At 69.4% G+C, this 19,602-nt stretch carries 19 protein-coding genes; 9 read left to right on the forward strand and 10 right to left on the reverse strand.

Annotated features, from left to right (window positions below; genetic code table 11):
• Positions 1 to 76 precede the first annotated feature (76 nt).
• Both OU416_RS06230 and OU416_RS06235 read right to left on the reverse strand, forming a co-directional pair.
• A complete protein-coding gene (locus OU416_RS06230; protein ID WP_270925845.1) occupies positions 77 to 565 on the reverse strand; it encodes a VTT domain-containing protein in 489 nt (162 codons plus the stop codon).
• A 205-nt stretch (positions 566 to 770) separates the two neighbouring features.
• Positions 771 to 1,334: a GNAT family N-acetyltransferase gene (locus OU416_RS06235; protein ID WP_270925846.1), complete on the reverse strand. Its 564-nt coding sequence runs from the start codon at positions 1,332 to 1,334 to the stop codon at positions 771 to 773.
• A 220-nt stretch (positions 1,335 to 1,554) separates the two neighbouring features.
• Here OU416_RS06235 and OU416_RS06240 point away from each other — a divergent pair, with 220 nt between their 5' ends.
• Positions 1,555 to 2,772, forward strand: coding sequence for a winged helix-turn-helix domain-containing protein (locus OU416_RS06240; protein WP_270925847.1), 1,218 nt, complete (start codon positions 1,555 to 1,557; stop codon positions 2,770 to 2,772).
• Positions 2,773 to 2,775: 3 nt separating this feature from the next.
• Here OU416_RS06240 and OU416_RS06245 read toward each other — a convergent pair whose 3' ends face one another.
• The gene (locus tag OU416_RS06245; protein WP_270925848.1) at positions 2,776 to 3,153 is read right to left on the reverse strand and encodes a winged helix-turn-helix transcriptional regulator; all 378 of its coding nucleotides are present in this window, start codon (positions 3,151 to 3,153) and stop codon (positions 2,776 to 2,778) included.
• Positions 3,154 to 3,275: 122 nt separating this feature from the next.
• On the opposite strand from OU416_RS06245, the gene OU416_RS06250 reads away from it, so the two are divergent.
• A complete protein-coding gene (locus tag OU416_RS06250) occupies positions 3,276 to 3,926 on the forward strand; it encodes an NADPH-dependent F420 reductase (RefSeq protein ID WP_270925849.1) in 651 nt (216 codons plus the stop codon).
• 100 nt (positions 3,927 to 4,026) lie between these two features.
• Here OU416_RS06250 and OU416_RS06255 read toward each other — a convergent pair whose 3' ends face one another.
• Together OU416_RS06255 and OU416_RS06260 are read right to left on the reverse strand one after the other, a co-directional pair.
• Positions 4,027 to 5,010 (reverse strand): DUF4097 family beta strand repeat-containing protein, encoded by a 984-nt coding sequence (locus OU416_RS06255; RefSeq protein WP_270925850.1) that lies wholly within the window; start codon positions 5,008 to 5,010, stop codon positions 4,027 to 4,029.
• Positions 5,011 to 5,025: 15 nt separating this feature from the next.
• A complete protein-coding gene (locus tag OU416_RS06260; protein ID WP_270925851.1) occupies positions 5,026 to 5,598 on the reverse strand; it encodes a toxin-antitoxin system HicB family antitoxin in 573 nt (190 codons plus the stop codon).
• A 154-nt stretch (positions 5,599 to 5,752) separates the two neighbouring features.
• On the opposite strand from OU416_RS06260, the gene thyX reads away from it, so the two are divergent.
• The 6 genes from thyX (at position 5,753) to OU416_RS06290 (ending at position 12,102) form a co-directional block, all read left to right on the forward strand.
• Positions 5,753 to 6,505, forward strand: a complete 753-nt coding sequence (gene thyX, locus OU416_RS06265; RefSeq protein ID WP_270925852.1) for an FAD-dependent thymidylate synthase — start codon at positions 5,753 to 5,755, stop codon at positions 6,503 to 6,505.
• A 166-nt stretch (positions 6,506 to 6,671) separates the two neighbouring features.
• Entirely contained in the window at positions 6,672 to 8,126 is a 1,455-nt protein-coding gene (locus OU416_RS06270; RefSeq protein ID WP_270925853.1) for a serine/threonine-protein kinase, read from the forward strand.
• A gap of 36 nt (positions 8,127 to 8,162) precedes the next feature.
• Positions 8,163 to 8,789: a TIGR03085 family metal-binding protein gene (locus tag OU416_RS06275; RefSeq protein ID WP_270925854.1), complete on the forward strand. Its 627-nt coding sequence runs from the start codon at positions 8,163 to 8,165 to the stop codon at positions 8,787 to 8,789.
• A 148-nt stretch (positions 8,790 to 8,937) separates the two neighbouring features.
• Positions 8,938 to 9,870, forward strand: a complete 933-nt coding sequence (dapA, locus tag OU416_RS06280) for a 4-hydroxy-tetrahydrodipicolinate synthase (protein WP_270925855.1) — start codon at positions 8,938 to 8,940, stop codon at positions 9,868 to 9,870.
• 7 nt (positions 9,871 to 9,877) lie between these two features.
• The gene (locus OU416_RS06285) at positions 9,878 to 11,602 is read left to right on the forward strand and encodes a ribonuclease J (protein WP_270925856.1); all 1,725 of its coding nucleotides are present in this window, start codon (positions 9,878 to 9,880) and stop codon (positions 11,600 to 11,602) included.
• Between the two features lie 260 nt (positions 11,603 to 11,862).
• Positions 11,863 to 12,102, forward strand: a complete 240-nt coding sequence (locus OU416_RS06290) for a hypothetical protein (protein ID WP_270925857.1) — start codon at positions 11,863 to 11,865, stop codon at positions 12,100 to 12,102.
• Positions 12,103 to 12,178: 76 nt separating this feature from the next.
• On the opposite strand, the gene OU416_RS06295 is transcribed toward OU416_RS06290, so the two are convergent.
• From OU416_RS06295 to OU416_RS06315, 5 genes are all read right to left on the reverse strand, one after another.
• Positions 12,179 to 14,071, reverse strand: coding sequence for a DUF2075 domain-containing protein (locus OU416_RS06295; RefSeq protein ID WP_270925858.1), 1,893 nt, complete (start codon positions 14,069 to 14,071; stop codon positions 12,179 to 12,181).
• Positions 14,072 to 14,270: 199 nt separating this feature from the next.
• On the reverse strand, positions 14,271 to 15,095 hold the full coding sequence (locus OU416_RS06300; RefSeq protein ID WP_270925859.1) for an ESX secretion-associated protein EspG: 825 nt from the start codon (positions 15,093 to 15,095) through the stop codon (positions 14,271 to 14,273).
• A 2-nt stretch (positions 15,096 to 15,097) separates the two neighbouring features.
• On the reverse strand, positions 15,098 to 16,384 hold the full coding sequence (locus OU416_RS06305) for a hypothetical protein (protein WP_270925860.1): 1,287 nt from the start codon (positions 16,382 to 16,384) through the stop codon (positions 15,098 to 15,100).
• 18 nt (positions 16,385 to 16,402) lie between these two features.
• On the reverse strand, positions 16,403 to 16,966 hold the full coding sequence (locus tag OU416_RS06310; RefSeq protein ID WP_270925861.1) for a DUF3558 domain-containing protein: 564 nt from the start codon (positions 16,964 to 16,966) through the stop codon (positions 16,403 to 16,405).
• Between the two features lie 27 nt (positions 16,967 to 16,993).
• The gene (locus tag OU416_RS06315; RefSeq protein ID WP_270925862.1) at positions 16,994 to 17,320 is read right to left on the reverse strand and encodes a hypothetical protein; all 327 of its coding nucleotides are present in this window, start codon (positions 17,318 to 17,320) and stop codon (positions 16,994 to 16,996) included.
• Between the two features lie 464 nt (positions 17,321 to 17,784).
• Between OU416_RS06315 and OU416_RS06320 the strand changes: the two genes are divergently transcribed.
• Positions 17,785 to 19,575, forward strand: coding sequence for a hypothetical protein (locus OU416_RS06320; RefSeq protein ID WP_270925863.1), 1,791 nt, complete (start codon positions 17,785 to 17,787; stop codon positions 19,573 to 19,575).
• Positions 19,576 to 19,602 lie beyond the last annotated feature (27 nt).

The raw sequence follows: 19,602 nt of genomic DNA on the forward strand, positions 1-19,602 counted from the left end.
GCACCCCGTCGCGGGCACGGTCCGGCCCGGGCCGGCTCGACCTCGGGCACCGCGGGCCCGGTGACACCGGGCGGCGTCACAGCCAGGCGACGATCACGCCCGGCGCGATGGCCAGGGCGCCGAACCGGACGAAACGTCCGATGAAACCGGTGATCACGAACGTGGACAGCGGCACCTTCGCCCAGCCGGCGATCACCGCGACCGCCGCGAACGGCGGCAGGCTCGCCGTGGCGCTGACCAGCAGGACCGCGCCGGTCCACACCGGCCGCTGCTGGCAGTTCACACGGAACCGCTCCAGCCACTCGCGCCACCGCCCGCCCTTCTCGCCGGTGTTCTTGCGGCGGAAGAACTTCGGCAGCCGGATCGCCCCGCGCGCCGCGTAGAAGTGCAGCAGCTTCCCGCCGATCTGGCCGGTGGCGATCACCACCGCCAGCAGCCACCACGGGATCTCCGGGCCGTTGAGCACCAGGCCGATCGCGAACAGCTCGACGCTGATCAACGGGAGCAGTGCGGACGCCACCGACACCCCGAAGGCGGTGGACAGCAATCCGATGACGGTCAGCACGTTCGCCCCCAGCGCGTTCAGACCAGCTGACGGAAGGCTAGCAATTCGAGCACGTTCCGCTCAGCGAGTCCGCTCCGACCTCGTCCCGCGCGGTGGCTGCAGGTCGTGCGCCTGCGGCGCGCGAGCCCCCGGGATGAGATGCGTCGGTCATCGCGGCTGCGGCCACCAATCGGGGTGAAAGGTTCAGTCGAGCGGAAGAGCGCGTTCACGAAGTCTTGAACTGGAGTTCCAGCGAGCCGGACAACCGCAGCTCCCGCAGCGGGCGCCCGCCCGCGTCCAGCGTTCGCACCGTACCGTCCGGGGCCCACCCCGCGCTGCGGAAGAAGGCCATCGACGCGGTGTCGGCCTCCGGCACCCACGCGATGCCCCGAGTGGCACCGGTCGCGGCCAACCGCTGCGCCATCTCGCCCAGCAACCGGCCACCGTGCCCGCGCCGTCCCCAGCGCGGCTCCACCAGCAGCGCGCTGACCAGGACCACGGTGCTCGCATCGGGCGGCATCGAGCCGTCGGCCGCCGCGACCTCCGGTTCCGGCGCCGGCCCAGCGGCGCAGAACCCCACGACCCACGAGCCTTCGGTCGCCACCAGCACGGTGGCCGGGCCCTCGGTCAACGCCTGCCGCCACTCCTGCTCGGCGGCGGCGCCGTCCAAGCCGTCCAGCACCTCGGCGGGCAGCAGCTCGGTGTACGCGGTCCGCCAGGTGGTCAACTGGATCCGCGCGACCTCCGCGGCATCGGAGGGCACCGCTTCCCGCACCTCGGCATCAGCCATGCGGTCAATCTAGAGGGTGCCGCGGTCGCTGTGCGTGGCGGCTCGGATACCGGATGGTGGAGCACGTCCGCGCTGCGGGACACGCCGGTGAGCGGGCTGTGACGGGGCGGGCGCGTTGCGCGCCGGTAGGCGTCGCGAACTCGACGCAGCGTGCGCCTTCGGGCACCGTCTGGTGCCACCCGCCGTCGGGCTGTCGGTCCTCGCTGGCACCATCGGGCGGGTGCAGACCATGAGTCGCGACACCGCTCGCCGAGTTGCTTTGGCCGCCCAGGGATTCGCCGACCCGCCACCACAGGGCAACGTGACCCGGCGACACCTCCTGCGCGCGCTGTCGCGCACCAAGCTGCTGCAGCTCGACTCCGTCAACGTCGCCGTCCGCGCCCACTACATGCCGCTGTTCAGCCGGTTGGGCGCCTACGCCCCCGAGCTGGTCGACACCGCGGCCTGGTCGCACCGGGCGCGGCAACCGCGGCTGCTGGTCGAGTACTGGGCGCACGAAGCCTCCCTCATCCCCATCGAGGACTGGGCGTTGCTGCGCTGGCGGATGCGGGAGTACGGCGGTGCTTGGCGGCGCCGCAGCCGGGAACTCCTCGAACGCGTGCCGGAACTCGTCGACGACGTGCTGGCGGCGGTCAAGGACCTCGGCCCGGTCGGTGCGGGCACGCTGGAGCGCGAGCTCGGTGGCGGCGAGCGGCAAGGCCGCGGCCCCTGGTGGAACCGCACCGACACCAAGCAGGTGTGCGAGCTGCTGTTCGCGATGGGCGAGCTGACCACCGGCACCCGACGCGGCTTCGAACGCCTCTACGACCTGCCCGAACGAGTGCTGCCCGCGCACGTCCTCGGACACGAGCCCGAGGACGACGAGGCGGTCCGGGCACTGGTGGAGCGGTCCGCGCACGCGCTCGGCGTGGCCACCGAACCCGACCTGCGGGACTACTACCGGCTTTCCCCGTCCCAGTCCCAGCAGGCGGTGGCCCAGCTGGTCGAGGACGGCGTGCTCGAACCCGTCTCGGTGAACGGCTGGCGGCAACCCGCCTACCGGCACTCCGCAGCGCGGATTCCGCGCAAGGTGACCGGTCGGGCGCTGCTGTGCCCGTTCGACCCGCTGATCTGGGAGCGCTCGCGCGCGCAGCGGTTGTTCGACTTCCACTACCGCATCGAGATCTACGTTCCCGAACCCAAGCGCAAGTACGGCTACTACGTCTTCCCCTTCCTCCTCAACGGTGAACTGGTGGCCCGCGTCGACCTGAAGGCGGACCGGACCGCAGGCGTGCTGCGGGTGCCCGGTGCGTTCGCCGAACCGGGTTCCGACCTGGGCGAGGTCGTCCCGGAACTGGCGGCTGCCTTGCGCGACATGGCGTCCTGGCTAGGTCTCGACGGCGTCGTCATCGGCGACCGGGGAGACCTCGCCAAGCCCCTCCGCGCGGTCGTCCGCTGACCTTCAGCCGGCCCGGGGACCTTCAGCGCGTTCCTGGGCCGCGACGACGTCGTCGCCGTACCGGGCAGCCCACGCGCCGAGTGCCTCGATCGGTTCGAGCAGGCTCTCGCCGAGCTCGGTCAGGCGGTACTCGACCCGCGGCGGTGCTTCCCGGAACGAGTTCCTGGTGACCAGGCCGTTCTGCTGGAGGCGGCGCAACGTCTCGGCGAGCACCTTTGTGCGGATGCCACCTATCCGCCGCCGGAGTTCGACCGGGCGCAGCGGCCCGTTGCGCAGAGTCCAGACGACCACCGGGTTCCAGGTGTTCGCCAGCAGGTCGAACGCCAACCGCGCGCGGCAGTCGGCGATGAACCCGTCCTGCCCGGGGAACAGCTCGGTCATCGCTTCCTCCGTAAGTCGTCGAGCCATCCTCGCGTGCCCGAAAGCAACCGAGTGGTACCTGTTGCGCCGCTTAGGTTCGGCGGCGTCGAACAGATACACCGGATGAAAGCGAGCAACCGCACATGCGGATCGGAATCCTGGGCACTGGCAACATGGCCACCGCGCTGGGCGCGCAGTGGGCCGCTTCGGGTCATGAGCTGATGATCAGCGGTCGGCAACCCGCGAAGGCGGAGGCGCTCGCCCAGCGCATCGGAGGCTCGGCTCGTGCCGGAACATTCGCCGAGGCCGTCGAATTCGGGTCGGTCGTGCTGATCGCAGTACTGCACGGAGCGATCCGGGAGGTGTTGTCCGCAGCAGGTGCCGAGTCCGGTTCGTTCCGGGACAAGGTGGTGATCGACTGCAGCAATGCCGTAGTTCCAGGTCGGTTCGTTCTGGATCTCCCTTCTGGTACCTCGATGGCGGAGCAGATCGCCGGACAGGCGAACGGTGCGAAGGTGGTGAAGGCCTTCAACCTCTGCCACGAGTCGATCTGGCGCTTGACGCCTCCCGCGTTCGACGGCAGGCCGTTGCTCGTTCCGCTGTGCGGTGACGACGCGGGCGCGGTCGAAACCGTGCGTTCGCTGGTCACTGACATCGGTTGTGAACCTGCCGATGGCGGTCGGCTGGAACACGCCCCGCTGCTGGAAGCGACCGCGGCGTTCGCGATCGGTTTGTGGGCCCGCGGAGCGGAAGCGCAGGCGATGCTGCCGCCTTTCGAGGCCTTCGGCGTGTGATCGATCCCGTGCGGTGCCGGTGGGGCGGGCTGCACGTCCGATTCACCGGCACCGCGCGGTGACCACCCGCGCACCGTCGCGGTCGAGCGTTGCGATTCCGTCAGGTCGCGGTCGTCAGCACGGCATCACCCGTTCCCGTCCGGCCGAAGACCCGCAGCTTGGGCTCCTCTTCCGGTGCTTCCTCGGACACCACCAGATCGCTGCTCGCGCTACCCGTCGAGGAGGTGAGGTCGACCTCCGCGGCGGTGCCGCGGTGGATCGAGACCTGCAGCTCGCCGGAGCCGGTGATCAGCTCGACCTGGCCCTCGGTCGCATCCGCGACGGTCAGGTCACCGCTGCCGGACCGCGCCAGCACGTCGGCCGACACCGTGCCGAACCAGACGTTCCCGCTGCCGGTGGCCACCGACGACGCCGCACCGAGCGAACTGATCTCGATGTCGCCGCTTCCGCTGCGAGCGTGCACCCCGCCGGTCATCGTGCCGAGCCGGAGCTGACCCGAGCCGGACCGCACGGTGGCCCGGTCGGCGGCCTGTTCGACCGACGTGGTGCCCGAACCGGACTGGATGTTGACCCGCCCGGCGGGGCCGGCCACGCGGACCTCGCCGGAGCTGGTGTGCACCCCGACCTCCGAGTCCAGCGGAGCGCGCACCTTCACCGCCAGCGGGACGTTCCGCAGCGGCGAGGTCGCCGGGGTGCGGATGGCGAGCCGGCTGCCGGTCAGGTCGATCCGGGTCTGGCGAACCGCTTCGGCGACCGGCTCCTGCGACCCGCGGAACTCGCCGCCGGTGCGGATTCCGGCGTCGCCGAACTGCTCGGTGACCCAGCTCAGCAGGCCGGTCAGCCCGCTGCGCCAATCCGGTCCGGATGCCGCCGGATCGTGCCGGACCTCGACGTGGGTGACGTCCGTGTCCGCCAGCTCGACGGTGACCGGGCCGAGACTGTTGCCGATGTCGATGCTGATCGGCCCGGAGGTGTCGAAGTCCTGGCTCCGCACCAGTTCCGCGAGCTTCTCCTCGGCCGCCGACCAGGTCTCGTCACCGCGCGGCTCGTCCGGGCCGGGCGCGGGGATGTCGTCGTTCGTCATCGTTCGCACCGCCCCTCAGCCCTCTACCCAGCCGCGGATGCGCGAGCCGGGCTCGCCGCGCCAGTGACCGCGCGGACCGCCGCCGGGCGGACCCCACTGCCGACCGCCGCGCCCGCGCCGCGGGTGGTCCCACGGCCCGCGCGGTCGTCCGGTGTGCAGCGCGCCTTGCACCGCCTGGGCGACCCAGGTGTTCAAGGACACGCCCTGGGTCGCGGCGGCCTGCTCGGCCTGCGACTTGATCTCTTCGAGCAGCCGCAGCGTGATGCGGCTGATGTCACCGCTCTCACCGCTCGGCGGTGGCGGCGGTGGTGGTTCCTCCGTTTCGTCGTCGGCGGACGGTGCCTGGGTGGAGCCGCTGACCACCACCCGGACATCGCGTCCGTCCAGCCGGATGTCGACGACCGGGCCGTCCAGCTGGGTCGTCACCTCCGCCGCCAGGTCGGAGAGGGCGTTCATGATGGCCAGCCGTGCGGCGGGCTCGATCGCGGCGGACAGCACCGCCGCGGTCTGCCGGGTCTGGTCGTCCCCGGCGGAAGCGGCGGAGCCGAGGTCCGAGCGAAGCTGGTCGATGTAGGGGTTCAGATCCATGACGCCATGGTGACATCGTTCGTGGCGTCATGCAATGACTCGATGGTGTCATCCGGTGTCACGAGATCTCGGCGACTAGGCTCGGCCCGGCACCGGGAGTCGTCGTGCGGCGGTCGTCGACCGCCGAGCGGAGCAAGGAAGGGGTCCGCCCGCAGTGACCGAGATCGTGCGGCCGAAGGTCCAGCTCATCGGCAAGACCGAGTTCTTCCCGCCGGAGGACGTGGCCTGGTCGACCGACGCCGACGGCGGGCAGGCGCTGGCCGAGTTCGCCGGCCGGGCCTGCTACCAGTCCTGGGGCAAGCCGAACCCGGCCACCGCCACCAACGCCGGCTACCTGCGGCACATCCTGGAGGTCGGCCACCTGTCGGTGCTGGAGCACGGCTCGGTGTCGTTCTACCTCTCCGGCCTGTCCCGCTCGCTGACCCACGAGCTGATCCGCCACCGCCACTTCTCCTACTCGCAGCTCTCGCAGCGCTACGTGCCGGAGCGCGACGCCGCGGTGGTCGAGCCCGACGTCATCGCCGACGACCCGGAGCTGCACGAGAAGTTCGTCCGGGCGACCGAGGCGAGCGTGGCCGCCTACACCGAGCTGCTGGCCGCGCTGGAGGAGAAGTTCGCCGACGAGCCGAAGGCGACGCTGCGCCGCAAGCAGGCCCGGCAGGCCGCCCGCGCGGTGCTGCCGAACGCCGTCGAGACGCGCATCGTGGTCACCGGCAACTACCGCGCCTGGCGGCACTTCATCGCGATGCGCGCCTCCGAGCACGCCGACGTCGAGATCCGCGCGCTGGCCGTCGAGTGCCTGCGGCAGCTGCAGAAGGCTGCGCCGAACGTGTTCAGCGACTTCGAGATCACCCCGCTGCGGGACGGCACCGAGGTCGCCTCCAGTCCGCTCGTGTCCGAGGGCTGAGCTCGGCGGGAACCGCTGTTCCGGGCGCGTGGACGTGGTGAGCCGGGTCTCGGGTTCACGGGGAACCTTTTGCGCATCAGCGCAGTCCAAGTGGGCGCGTCGTTCATCTGATTGGATGAGCGCCGAGGTGCAGGTCGTTGCGCTTCGTGGTCGCACGTGAGTACGGGTGGAGGACAACGCCGTGGTGGAGCAGGTCGGGTCGGGTGCGCAGACCAGGCTGATCGGCGGTCGGTACCAGGTCATCCAGGAGCTCGGCCGCGGCGGCATGGGCATCGTCTGGCGGGCCTGGGACCAGGTGATCGGCCGCGAGGTCGCGATCAAGGAGCTGCACCTGCCCGACGGGGTGCCCCCGGCCGAGCGGCAGGTCTACGAGGAGCGCGTGCTCCGCGAGGCGCGCACGGCGGGCCGGCTCAACGACCCCGCGGTGGTGACCGTGCACGACGTGCTCGCCGAGGCGGGCGCCACCTACATCGTGATGGAGCTGGTGCAGGCGGTCACGCTCAACCAGCACGTCGCCCAGCACGGACCGCTGCGCCCGGAGCAAGCCGCCGACCTGGCCCGGCAGGTGGTCTCCGCGCTGGAGAGCGCGCACGCGGCGGGCATCGTGCACCGCGACGTCAAGCCCAGCAACATCATGGTCGCCGACGGCCGCGTCAAGCTCGCCGACTTCGGCATCGCCCAGACCCTCGACGACCCGCGGCTGACCACCAGCGGTGCGATCATCGGCTCGCCGTCGTTCATGGCGCCGGAGCGGCTGCAGGGCGCGGACGCGAGCCCGGCCAGCGACCTGTGGTCCCTGGGCGCGACGCTGTTCTTCGCCGTCGAGGGCTGGATGCCCTTCGAGCGCCAGACCACGGCGGCCACCCTGAACGCGGTGCTGAACGAGCCGCCGCAGCTCTCCCGCCAGCACGGCGTCGTCGGCTCGTTGATCACCGGCCTGCTGATCAACGATCCGCGCGCGCGGTTCACCGGCGCCCAGGTCCGCGCGCTGCTGGACAGCGTGCCCGTCAGCGGTGCGCCCGAGACCACGAGACCGGGAACCCGCATCGCGTCGATGCCGCAGCCGAAGGGCCGGCTGCGGCCGTGGCTGATCGCCAGCGGCATCACCGCGCTGGTGCTGTTCGTGGTCGGTCTGCTGGTGGGGCGGTTCGCGCTGGTCGGCAACAGCGACCCGATCGCGATGGAACCGACGCTGACCTTCGGCACGGGCGGGGACGTCGAGGTCATCAGCCTCGACGACGAGAAGTGCGGCACGGGCAGGATCGCTGCCGGGGTCCAGCTCACCGAGGGCGTGTCGTGCTCGGATCCGCACGACTTCGAGCTGGTCACGAAGTCCGCCCCGTTCAGCAGCAGCGACGACGAGCTGTCCTACCCGGGCGCGGAAGCGCTGGCCCGCTACGGCGAGGGCTACTGCTCGATCTACTTCGACTCCGACAAGATCCTCACCCCGGGCAAGCAGAACGCGCTGCGCTTCGTCGCGCTGATCCCGTCCGAGCAGACCTGGAAGGACCTGGCGAACAGCTCGTCCAGCAGCAGCGGTCCGAGCTCGGCCGACCAGACCGTCTACTGCGCGGTGTACAGCGCCAACGGCGACAAGCTGCACGACTCCGTCACCAGATGATCGAAACCCGGTGGCGGCACGCACTAAGGTGGGCGCATGGGTGTGGCCAGCGATGAACGTCAGCAGTTGTGCGACCTCCTCGAACAGCTCGGCCCGGACGCGCCGACGCTGTGCGAGGGGTGGACGACGCGGGATCTCGCCGTGCACCTGGTGGTGCGCGAGCGCCGCCCGGACGCGCTGGCCGGAAAGCTGCTGAAGTCGCTGTCCGAGCGCAGCGGGCGGATCGAGGACGAGCTGCGCGCCCTGCCGTGGTCCGAGCTGGTCGACCGGGTGCGGCAGGGGCCGCCGAAGTGGAACCCGATGGGCCTGGCGGGCGTGGACGAGGCCGTCAACGCCGCCGAGTTCTACGTGCACCACGAGGACGTCCGGCGCGCCCAGCCGGACTGGCAGCCGCGGCCGTCGGACCCGGTGCGCGAGGACGCGCTGTGGAAGTCCCTGAGCCGGGTGGCGCGCGTGTTCTACGGGCGCAGCCCGGTCGGTGTGGTGCTGCGCCGCCCGGACGGCACCGAGATCGCGGCCAAGAGCGGCCCGCGCACGGTCCGCATCAGCGGCGAGCCCGGCGAGCTGCTCCTGCACGCGTTCAGCCGACGTGCCGCGAAGGTCACGTTCGACGGCAACGAGGCGGACGTGCTCGCAGTCGAGGATCTGCGCCGTTCGTTCTGATCCGAACGCCGGAAACTCCGCAGCGGCAGGCCCGCTCAACCGGAAGATGCACGGTTGGGAACGGCTGCGGGACTCGGGGTTTCCGGAATGTTCGGTGACCCCGGTCCGGGCGCTCTGAGCAGGGAAGTCACCAGGTAGCGTCAGGGCCATGACCGCCTGCCCCACTGCGATTCCGGGCCGCCCGTTCGGCCGCGTCCTGACCGCGATGGTCACGCCGTTCGACGAGGACGGGAAGCTCGATCTCAAACTCGCCCAGGAACTGGCGACGTACCTGGTGGACAGCGTCGGCAACGACGGGTTGGTCGTCAACGGCACCACCGGCGAGAGCCCCACGACCAGCGACCACGAGAAGGAGCAGCTGCTGCGCGCCGTGGTCGAGGCGGTCGGGGACCGCGCGACCGTCGTGGCCGGTGCCGGCACCAACAACACCGAGCACTCCACCGAGCTCGCCCGCGCTGCGGAGCGCGCCGGTGCGCACGGTCTGCTGGTGGTCACGCCCTACTACTCGCGGCCGCCGCAGGAGGGTCTGTTCCAGCACTTCTGGACGGTCGCCGACGCCACCGAGCTGCCCGTGATGCTCTACGACATCCCGCCGCGCTCGGTCGTGCCGATCCAGGTCGACACCCTCAAGCGGCTCGCCGAGCACCCGCGGATCAAGGCGGTCAAGGACTCCAAGCACGACCTGCTGGCGGGCAGCGAGGTCCTGGCCTCCACCGACCTCGCGTACTACTCCGGCGAGGACCCGCTGAACCTGCCGTGGCTGTCGGTCGGCGCGGTCGGCTTCGTCAGCGTGATCGGGCACGTCGTGGGCGACCGGCTGCGCGCGATGCTGGACGCCTACGAGGCCGGTGACATCAACGGCGCCAGGGAGATCCACAACGGACTGCTGCCGGTGTACCGGTCGATGAACTTCGTCGGCGGCGTCATCTTCTCGAAGACGGCGCTGCGGCTGTGCGGCTACGAGACGGGGCAGCCGCGGTTGCCGCTTCCGGCCGCTACCGAGGAGCAGGTGCGGTTGATCACCAGTGACCTGTGGGATGCTGGCCTGGTATTGGTCAATCCGGACGCCGCACAGAGGTGAACCAGCGTTGAGCGCAAAGGCGACAGCCACCGAGTACCACCCGGTGACGCCGATTTCTTCGGCCCCACCATCCCCGTTGGCCGAGGGTGGGCTGCGAGTCGTTGCGCTCGGCGGCATCGGCGAGGTCGGCCGCAACATGACCGTCTTCGAGTACGGCGGCAAGCTGCTGATCGTCGACTGCGGCGTGCTGTTCCCCGAGGACGACGCGCCCGGCGTCGACCTGATCCTGCCGGACTTCGGGGCGATCGAGAACCGGCTCGATGACATCGACGCGCTGGTGCTCACGCACGGCCACGAGGACCACATCGGTGCGGTGCCGTTCCTGCTGCGGCTGCGCCCGGACCTGCCGGTGGTGGGCTCGAAGTTCACCCTCGCGCTGCTGGCGGCGAAGTGCCGCGAGCACCGGCTGAGCCCGGTGCTGGTCGAGGTCACCGAGGGCCAGCGCAGCCAGCACGGCGCCTTCGACCTGGAGTTCTTCGCGGTCAACCACTCCATCCCGGACGCGCTGGCGGTGGCCATCCGCACGCCGGCCGGAGTGGCCCTGCACACCGGTGACATCAAGCTGGACCAGCTGCCGCTGGACGGCAGGCTGACCGACCTGGCCGGGTTCTCCCGGCTCGGCGACGAGGGCGTGGACCTGTTCCTGGTCGACTCCACGAACGCCGAGGTGCCCGGGTTCGTCACCCCGGAGCGCGAGATCGGGCCGGTGCTGGACCGGGTGATCGGCAAGGCGACCCAGCGGGTGATCGTGGCCTGCTTCGCCAGCCACGTGCACCGCGTTCAGCAGGTGCTGGACGTCGCCGAGGCGCACGGCCGCAAGGTCTGCTTCGTCGGGCGCTCGATGGTGCGCAACATGGGCATCGCGGCGGACCTGGGCATGCTGAACGTGCCGGAGGGCCTGCTGGTCGACCTCTCCGATGCGCTGGAGATGCCCGAGCACGAGGTCGCGTTCGTCTCGACCGGTTCGCAGGGCGAGCCGCTGTCCGCGCTGTCCCGGATGGCGCGCGGCGAGCACAAGCAGATCAGCATCCGCGCCGGTGACACGGTGGTGCTGGCCAGCTCGCTGATCCCCGGCAACGAGACCGCGGTGTTCGGCGTGGTCAACGGCCTGGTGCGGTTGGGCGCGCAGGTGGTGCACCAGGGCCACGCGAAGGTGCACGTGTCCGGGCACGCCTCGGCCGGTGAGCTGCTGTACCTCTACAACGCGGTGCGGCCGAGCAACGTGATGCCGGTGCACGGCGAGTGGCGCCACCTGCGGGCGAACGCCGAGCTCGCACGGCTGACCGGCGTGCCAGCGGACCGCGTGGTGATCGCCGAGGACGGTGTCGTGGTCGACCTGCTCGACGGGATCGCCAGCATCGCCGGGCGGGTGGAGGTCGGGCACGTCTACGTCGACGGGCTGTCCGTCGGCGACGTGGGCGAGTCGACGCTGTCCGACCGCCTGGTGCTGGGCGAGGGCGGGTTCATCGCGATCACCGTCGCGGTGGAGGCCGCGACGGGCCGCGCCGTGTCGTCGCCGACGATCTCCGGCCGCGGCTTCTCCGACGACCCGAAGGCGCTGGACGACGTGGTGCCGCTGGTGGAGATGGAGCTGGCCCGCACCGAGGCGGAGGGCATCACCGACACCCACCGGATCGCGCAGGCGGTGCGCCGGGTGGTCGGCCGCTGGGTGGCGGAGAAGTACCGCAGGCGCCCGATGATCGTGCCCAACGTGCTTCCGGTCGGCCCCTGATCCTGCCGGACGTGCTCCCGATCGGAGTCTGATTCGCTCACTCGTCCGAGGGGTGAATTCGGCTCGTTGATCCGAATTATCCGATTACTCCGCGTTGCGCGAATCGCCACCGGGTGGTCTGCGATCCACTTTGGAGGGACACGGCAGGCCCCGGTGGAGATCGGCTGCCAGGGTGGATGACGCCGGTGCGGGAGGTGCCCACCCCGACGTGGGACCAGCGGACCGGCGGAACCACCAAATCGGAGGATTGGGGTCTTCAGGTGCGTACTTCGACTCGGCTTCTCGGTGCTGCGGCTGCAACTGCTGCCCTGCTGGCGATCGGTTCCCCGGCCTTCGCCGACAGCTACGACAACGACGGGATCAACCTGCTGAACGGCAACAACGTCAGCCTCCTGCCGATCCAGCTGTGCGGCAACAACGTGGGCGTGCTCGCCCTGGTGGCCCCGATCGGCTCGCCGCAGGTGAACTACTGCGTCAACGCCCCGATCGTGGAAGGCTGACACCAGCCTCACGCACACCAGAAGGGCCGACCTCCAACCGGAGGCCGGCCCTTCTGCTGTGCGGTGCGGAACCCGCTCAGCGCGTGATCTGCTCGAGGTACTCCTGCGTTTCGGCGTCCGTGGAGTGGACGCAGACTCCGTTCATGCCCCGGGTGAGGAGCACCTTGTAGGTGTTGCGGATGAGCCCGGCGAAGTGGAGGTCATCGGCCTTCCGGACGGCGGGGTCGCGGGAGTGGTCCCGGCGGGCCACCCATTGCCCGTCGCGGCGGACGAAGTCGGGACCGATGATGACTCCGGCCCAGTCGTACTCGAACCCCTGCGCGGTGTAGATGCAGCCGACCTGCCCGAACCCGCGCGGATCCGAAGCCCAGAAGTAGGACTCTGGTGCGTCGGGGACGCGCTTCTTCGGTTTGGCGTTCCAGGGGCGTTTCCAGTCGTGGATCACGACGTCGTCCACCAGGCGTTTGCCGGTGGACGTCTTGGCGGGGTCGCTCCAGGGCCAGCAATAGCCTGCAGCGATGCGAGCGGTGCCGCCGTGCGTGGCTTGCTGCGCGTGCAGCCACGCTTCCATCGCCCGAGGGGAAGCGGCGCTGGTGACGACGAAGTCGTCGTCGGTAGGCGAGGCGAGCTGGGTCCATTCCACCGGGGCGGCCTGTTCCAGTCCGAGGAGCCGGGACACCCACACGTCGTAGGCCGTGGAGCCGCCGCAGCGGAACTGGCCTTCGAGGCGGACGAGCTCGACTTCGCAGCCCTTCGACTTCGCCGACGCGGTGATCTCCTCCAGCGATCCCATTTCTCCGGGCCGCACGTTCTGATGCTCGTCGAGGAGGAACACCGGCACCGATGCGACGTCGATCAGCTCGTCGATCTGGCGGCCGGCCGCTGCACGCACGTCCTTCTTGGTGAAGCGGTTGACGCTGGTTTCGCGGATCCGGTGGGCTTCGTCACAGATCAGGACGTCGAGTTCGCGAGGTTCGGAGTCGACGTAGTTGTTGAAGTACTTGAACAGGCCCTGCACGCGGGTGTTGCGGCTGCCCGCGATCTTCCGGAGCGTTTGGGTGAAAGCGCTGGAGCCGGTGGCGTGGTGAACGGTGCGGCCTTGCCGGGCGAGTTCGCCGACGAGGCTGAGCGCGATGACGCTCTTCCCGGAACCGGGGCCGCCGAGGACGATCACAGCGGTGCGGGTGCTGGCGGCACGAGCGTTCCGCACCGCCCGCATGACCGTCTCGAAAGCGATCTTCTGCTCGTCGAGCAGGACGAACTGCTCTCGTTCCTGAATCTCCTTGGCCGCGACGTTGAGCAGCGGTTTGGACGGGGCGTGGTGGAAGTTCAAGAACTCGTCGGCGGCACCGCGAGCGGCTTCGCGATCGCCTGACCGGTCGAGGACGGTCCGCAGGTGATCGACCAGCTCGCCGCGGTCGTCGAGCGTGAACAGGCGGCCGTATCCGTTCGAGGTGTGGTCGCGCAGTGCGGCGACCCCCGAGCTGCGCGCGTTGTGCAGGTAGGCGATGCCGTGGACGGCGTGGGGCCTCGCCGCGAGGGCTGGTGTCGAGTCGACGAGGTAGTCGCAGTAGCGGCGAACCTGTTCGACGGGGTGCAGGACCGGATCTGGCCCGTAGGCGGCGATGCGAACGAGGTCGCCGAGCGCTTCTTCGACGCGGGACCACTGCTTCAGCTCGACCAGCACGTAGCTGGGATCACCGGTCTTCGGGTGCGTTCCGCAGAGCACGACGTCGACCCGCCGAGGGCTGTGCGGAAGTTTTTGCTCCAGCAGCACTTCCACGTGGCTGAGCCCGGCATCGGCCAGATCGGCGAGCAGCACGGGGAGGCTGCGCTGCCAGGACCGCACTTCCGAAACCGCCACCCGGGATTCGAGCTGGAACTTGGCCTGCTCGTTGAGGAGCAGGTGCAACCGGTCGGCTTTCGCCTCGTCGAGCAACTCCGCCGCACTCCGGCGAACGAGCGCCACTTCCAACCCCCACTGGGCACGCGTGATCCACGCGCGGGTGGGGGCAGCGACGGAGTGATTGCTCCGGTGCCCGTCGGGCCGCGATCTTTCCGGACAAGGCTAGTCGGTCGGTCGTGGCCGAGGTGGCCAGGGTTGGAGGATCGTGAGTGCTTCGGGTTGCTAGGGCGTCCCGAAGCACTCACGACCCTGGAGCTGGAGCTCAGATCCGCGCTGCGGGCCTGGTCAGCACCTTGATCATCTCGTCGATGGCGGAGCTGAGCTTGCGGCTGTCGGCGGGGGCGAGCGTGTACCACTCGCGGCCGTCGCGGCCGGGTTTGCGCTGGGCCAGGAAGCAGCCCGCTTCGGTGGCGAAGAACTGGACGTTGAACGGCAGCGTGTGCATCCGGCGCACCTTCTGGTCGTACGCGCGGACGGTGAACAGCCCTTCCAGGGTTCGCTTCGCGGAGAAGGCCTGCGCCAGGGTCTTCGCGTCGTTGCCGCGAATCCCGTTGGCGGACAACGCGGAACCGAAGGTCCCCTCGCCGCTGCTCATGCGCTTGCCCGCCCGGTCCAGCTGCTCGTAGGGCACCGAAACCGAGACGCCCTCGCCCGCGGTGATCGGGCCGAGCAGGTTCACCGCGTTGCCGGCCGGGCCCCCGTGCTCGTGGCGCTTGATCCGGATGTCCCGCAAGGCGTTCTGCGCGTCGCCATCGGCCTGGTAGGCCTGGATCGTGCTGCGACCGTGCTCCACCAGCACGGCGTTGAAGCTCTCACCCTCCCGGGAGTTGACCGCGACCCCGACCGCCAGCGGCGGCCGGGCCAGCAGCTGGATGGCGTCCTCCAGGAACGGGTGGAGTTCACCGCCGTCGAGCAGGCCCTGCTGAGCCAGCTGGTGCCGCCCGCGTTCGGCCGCCGCGCGACGATCGTCGTCGGTGGCCTCGACGGGCAACCAGCCGACCCGCAGCAGCGGGTGCAGCTGCAGGTCGAACTCGGTGCAGAGGTAGCTCGCGGCGGTGGGGGAAAGGCTGAGTTCGCGTCCTGCCACGTTCAGCGTCCCCCGTTGGACTGGTCGCCGAAGACTGGGGGCGCGACCTTGTCCATGTCATTGGTGAAGACGTCGTCCTGCTCCTGCAGCCAGCCGGGACGCTCGTGCTCCTGGTCCTCCTCGCCCTGCTTGCCGCGTGCGGCGCCACCAGCGCCGCCCATGCCACCGGCAGCACCGCGCCCACCGGCGCCCGCTGCGCCGGGACCACTGGCGCCCGAGCCGGAGCCCATGCCGCCACCGAGGCTGCCCGCGCCCGCGCGCCCACCGGCGCCGAGCTGGTTGCCGCCACCGGCGCCGCCACCGCGGCCCATGCCGCCGCCGGGACCACCGCCAGGACCGCGGCCCCCACCGGGACCGCCGTTCGGCGACGGAGCCCAGCGACCGTTGTAGGGGTTCTGCCGTTCCCACGCGCCGGTCTGCGGGTTCTGCCGGTAGAGCGTCCCGTCCGGCCCGCGGACGACCCCGGGCGGAAGACCCTGCCCCTGCCCCGGAGTCGGCGTCGCCCACACCGGCGAGGTGCCAGCCGGAGGAGCGGAAGGAGTGGGGGAGTAGGACGGCGTCGGAGTCGGTGCCGAAGCCCACGAAGAGGAAGTGCCCGCCGGGGCGGAGGTGACCCCGCTGCCGCTGGTGTAACCGGACGGGGTGTTCGAGTAACCGCTGGGGGTGCTCGGGTACGGAGTCGAGTTCTGCGGCGGCGGAGGCGGCGGCTGGTCTTCCGGCTTGAACTCCGGCATCCGCGCGATCGCACCCTCGGTCTGCGACTTGTAACGAGTCATGGCGTCGGTGGCCTGCTGATTGGTCTCAGCGAAGGCCTGCTGCCGGTCTTCGTAGTCGCTCATCCACCCCGTGATCGGGTTGGAGTCGAGGCCCCAGTCCTCGACCCATCCCTTCTCCGGCGGATCGAGAATGGCTTCCTTGCCGCTGGGCAGCGTCTCGCCCTGGGCGGGCAACGCGGTGAAGGTCTCCCGCTGGTAGCTGTTCTGTTCCTCGAGCGCGGAGCGGATGACCTGTGAGGTGTTGGCTGCCGCATCGGCCATCGGCATGACTTCGGCAATTGAAGCGTTAGCGGCGTCAGCAGCCTTGCCTTCATGCGCGGCCTCAGCCTTGCGCAGCGCGCCTTCGATGTCGCCGACCAGTTCCTTGAAGTCGTCGGCGACTTCACCCCACTGCGCTGCGCCGTTACCCGTCGGCGAGGGAAGTGCGGCAGCGTCAGGGGCGCCGCCCATCTGGGTGCGATATTCCTTAGCCGCGCTGAGGTAGCACGGTTCCATCTGCAGTGAATTGGTCAATTTATCCCCCTGGGCAAGCTATTTCGCTGCTGGTAGTTCCGGGACGGTGGCCTCAAGCGCCTGCTGGGCAAGGCTGCACGGATCCTCGGACTTGTCGAAGAAGTCGACCTGCGAGCTCAGGATCTGGCTGTCCTTCGTTGCAAGGAAGATGGCGCAGCTGCCAGCTTCCTTGGGGTCGTTCTGGTTAGCGCGAACGGCTGGGTGGCCGGCGATGGTCAGCTCTTCGAAGTCTGCGTACTGCGATCGGTTATCCAGATATTCCGAAAGAGTGCGGTTGGGGAGGGCTGACAAGCCCACGCTGCGGCTTTGATCAGAGGAAAACCACGCGCAGGACTTGCGCCACTCTTCGGACTCTTCTGCTCCCTGCGGGTCGACCCCGAGGCGCGTAGCGGCGTCGCGGGGGAGCAGGTCGCAAGGTGGAACCGCCGCAGCGTCTTTCGGGTCACTGATCTGCGAACCGGATGGTGCCTGGCTGGTCTGCGGCTGTTCCTCGCCGGTGCCCGGTCCGCCTTGGCTTCCGCATGCTGCCAGGAGAGCGGTCATGGCCAGGCTTGCGCCGAGAATGGCACCACGTTTCAACACGTCACTCCTCGTGATCAACTTTGGCTCTCAAGCCTGCTGGTTGGCCCGAGTCTGGTCGACGCTTGCGGCTTCGTCCAGCGCGCCGTATTCCCTGAGCGTTTCTTCGTAGCTCTCGATCTTCGCATCAAGCTTCTTGACGAGCTCCTTGGTGAAGACCTCCAGCGACCCGACATCGCCAGTAGCCCGCTTCTGAATCTCATCCTTGAACGCCTGCGTCGCCTGGTCGCCAGCCGTGAGCTCGGCTGGCTTGATGTCGCGGGCCTTCCTGAGCACGCCCGTGATGCGCATGCGGGCCTTCTTCAGATCCGCGACTGCTTCCCGCAGCGCGTCCGGATCTACCCGGAACCCGGTCATGTCAATGTCCCCCTTCGCATGACAGTCTCTGGTTGCTGATCCATTCTCAGTGATCACCGCGCGTGACTACAGCAGCTTGGTGCGGTCAACACTATGGCGCTGATCACCATATCGAGGGTGCGGAGTCGGCTCGCCGTTCACCTGAACGTCGCAGCGCACGGCCACGGCTGCGCTGAGTGGTGGTGGTTCCAGCGCGCGTGGGACTGTGCTGGCTGTCTCGGCGAGCAGCTCGATCCCGCTGGTGACCCGGCGCTCGACGAGCGGCGCCAGTGCTTCGGTATCGTCGAATGTTTCTCGCGAATTCGGGACCGATGTGGGGCGTTGGTCTTCTCGTGTGAATGGTCATCACGGGGTGATCACGTTCTTCCGCCCTGGTTTTCGGTTCTGCTGGGATGCCTGGACCTCCCCTGGCTGATCGGGGTTCTGGTATATCCCACCGGTGATCGAGAGCGACGGGAAACTGCATGCTGGGTTATCGCAGCGTCTTTCAGGTCGAGCAGGGAAGCGTCGACATCCTTGCCCGGGTCAGAGAACAGCTGCATTCGTGGTTGCGGCGCAAGCAGTACGACGGCGACGCCCTGAAACCGGGCTCATTGGTGAGCCTGGGGCCCAACGCTGATGGGGTGATGCTGGAAACCGAGGGGAAGGACGGTTCCAGCGCGCTTCGGGTGCGGGTGACGGAGAAGCAGCCCGGTGGAATCTGGACCAGTCAGCTGACCGTGCACGTGCCCGGCAGCGGTGATCCGGCGATGGTGTGGGTGGACATCATCAACCCCGAAGTGATTTCCGAAGACGGCGACCAGCCGCAGCGGCGGCAGTGGACGGCCACCCCGAGGCTGGTGCGCGACCTGCTGATGGTGCTCCCTGCCACGGACGGCAAGGCACGACTGGATTCCAGGCCGGAGCGAGTGCGGGGCGAGGAAGCCGAGGAACTCGTCGGCATCATCCGGGATCCCGGCCGCCGCGGGCCGGTCTACCTCGTGGGCAGCGAGGAATCGCTGCCGCAGGAACCCTGGTTCAGGCTGGCGAGCAAAGTACTGCACGAGACGGTGGGCATCGGTGCCGGGTATCTGCTGAATCCCGAGGCGACCAGGACCTTCGCGCGGGCGGTCGGCAAGAGCCACGAAGTGCGGCCCGGAACCATGCGGACGTTCCTGCCGGGCGCTGAGCCTGGCGATACCACCGATGCCCTACGGCATCGCGTGCTCAGCACCGGACGCATCGTCAAGGACGAGCAACGGAGACTGACCCGCCTGCTCGGCTGGCGAGCGCGGGACGTCGCGATCGAACAACGATTGCCCAAGACCGCAGTGCGGTTGGACCGGCAATTCGAGGAGCAGCTCGACGAGCTGCTCGTGGGTGGTGCAGCCGCGGCACCGGCCGCACCGCGGATCACCGAAGTGACTCCGGCGATCCTGGGACGCGATGTGGAGATCGTGCAGGTCCTGCGCGAGGAGCTCGGCGAATCCGAGCTCACCGTCGACCGGCTGCGCGAGGTCGTCGCCTTCGCTCGCGTCGGCCAGGGGGAGCAGGCGAAGCGGCAGGCGCTGTCCGAGCGCTTCGCGGAGCTGCAGAAGCGCAACGCCGAGCTGCAGGAATCGCTGGACGAGGTGAGCAAGCAGCTCGACGACGAGACGCTGGAACTCGCCGAAGCCAACACCGAGCTGAACAAGGAGAAGGCCACCACCAGACACCTCCGAGGTCTGCTCGGAGCGGAGCGCCGTTACGAGGATGCCTGGTCGGAGCCGACCCAAGCCGAGTACGAGCTGCCGGACTCCTTCCTCGACGTGCTGCCGATGATCAAGGACCTGAAGCACGTCGAGTTCACCGGAGACGACGAACCGACGTTCAAGCTGGAAGAGCGCGACCGGGCGGGGGTCTGGGCCAGCAAGACGTGGGAAGCGCTGGTCGCTCTGGAGGATTACGCGCGGGCATCCGCGGAAGGCCGCTGCGACCGGGACGTCCACGGCTACCTGCTGCACTTGCCGGATGGCTGTCGCGGTTTCTCGGCCAACAAGCACGCCCGGGACGAAACCGACGACGTGCGCAGCAACACCAAGCTCTCCCGGGTCAGGACGTTCCAGGTGCCGCCCGAGTTCGTCGCCGAACGAGAGATCTTCATGGGCGCCCACTTCAAGATCGCGAACTCCGGGATGATCAGCCCTCGCATGCACTACTACGACGCCACCAACATCACCGGCAAGATCTACGTCGGCTACATCGGCGTCCACCTGCCCAGCAGGATGACCAACTGACGAACGGGGCCGGAGGCCCACCCCGGT

The organism is Saccharopolyspora indica, from assembly GCF_027853965.1.
Taxonomy (GTDB): Bacteria; Actinomycetota; Actinomycetes; order Mycobacteriales; family Pseudonocardiaceae; genus Saccharopolyspora; species Saccharopolyspora indica.

What these genes read in the sequence shown, in the direction of transcription:
- OU416_RS06235 (WP_270925846.1), bottom strand. Translation starts at nt 1,334, where the DNA reads ATGGCTGATGCCGAGGTGCGGGAAGCGGTGCCCTCCGATGCCGCGGAG.
- OU416_RS06245 (WP_270925848.1), bottom strand. Translation starts at nt 3,153, where the DNA reads ATGACCGAGCTGTTCCCCGGGCAGGACGGGTTCATCGCCGACTGCCGC.
- OU416_RS06250 (WP_270925849.1), top strand. Translation starts at nt 3,276, where the DNA reads ATGCGGATCGGAATCCTGGGCACTGGCAACATGGCCACCGCGCTGGGC.
- OU416_RS06255 (WP_270925850.1), bottom strand. Translation starts at nt 5,010, where the DNA reads ATGACGAACGACGACATCCCCGCGCCCGGCCCGGACGAGCCGCGCGGT.
- OU416_RS06260 (WP_270925851.1), bottom strand. Translation starts at nt 5,598, where the DNA reads ATGGATCTGAACCCCTACATCGACCAGCTTCGCTCGGACCTCGGCTCC.
- OU416_RS06275 (WP_270925854.1), top strand. Translation starts at nt 8,163, where the DNA reads ATGGGTGTGGCCAGCGATGAACGTCAGCAGTTGTGCGACCTCCTCGAA.
- dapA (WP_270925855.1), top strand. Translation starts at nt 8,938, where the DNA reads ATGACCGCCTGCCCCACTGCGATTCCGGGCCGCCCGTTCGGCCGCGTC.
- OU416_RS06315 (WP_270925862.1), bottom strand. Translation starts at nt 17,320, where the DNA reads ATGACCGGGTTCCGGGTAGATCCGGACGCGCTGCGGGAAGCAGTCGCG.
- OU416_RS06320 (WP_270925863.1), top strand. Translation starts at nt 17,785, where the DNA reads ATGCTGGGTTATCGCAGCGTCTTTCAGGTCGAGCAGGGAAGCGTCGAC.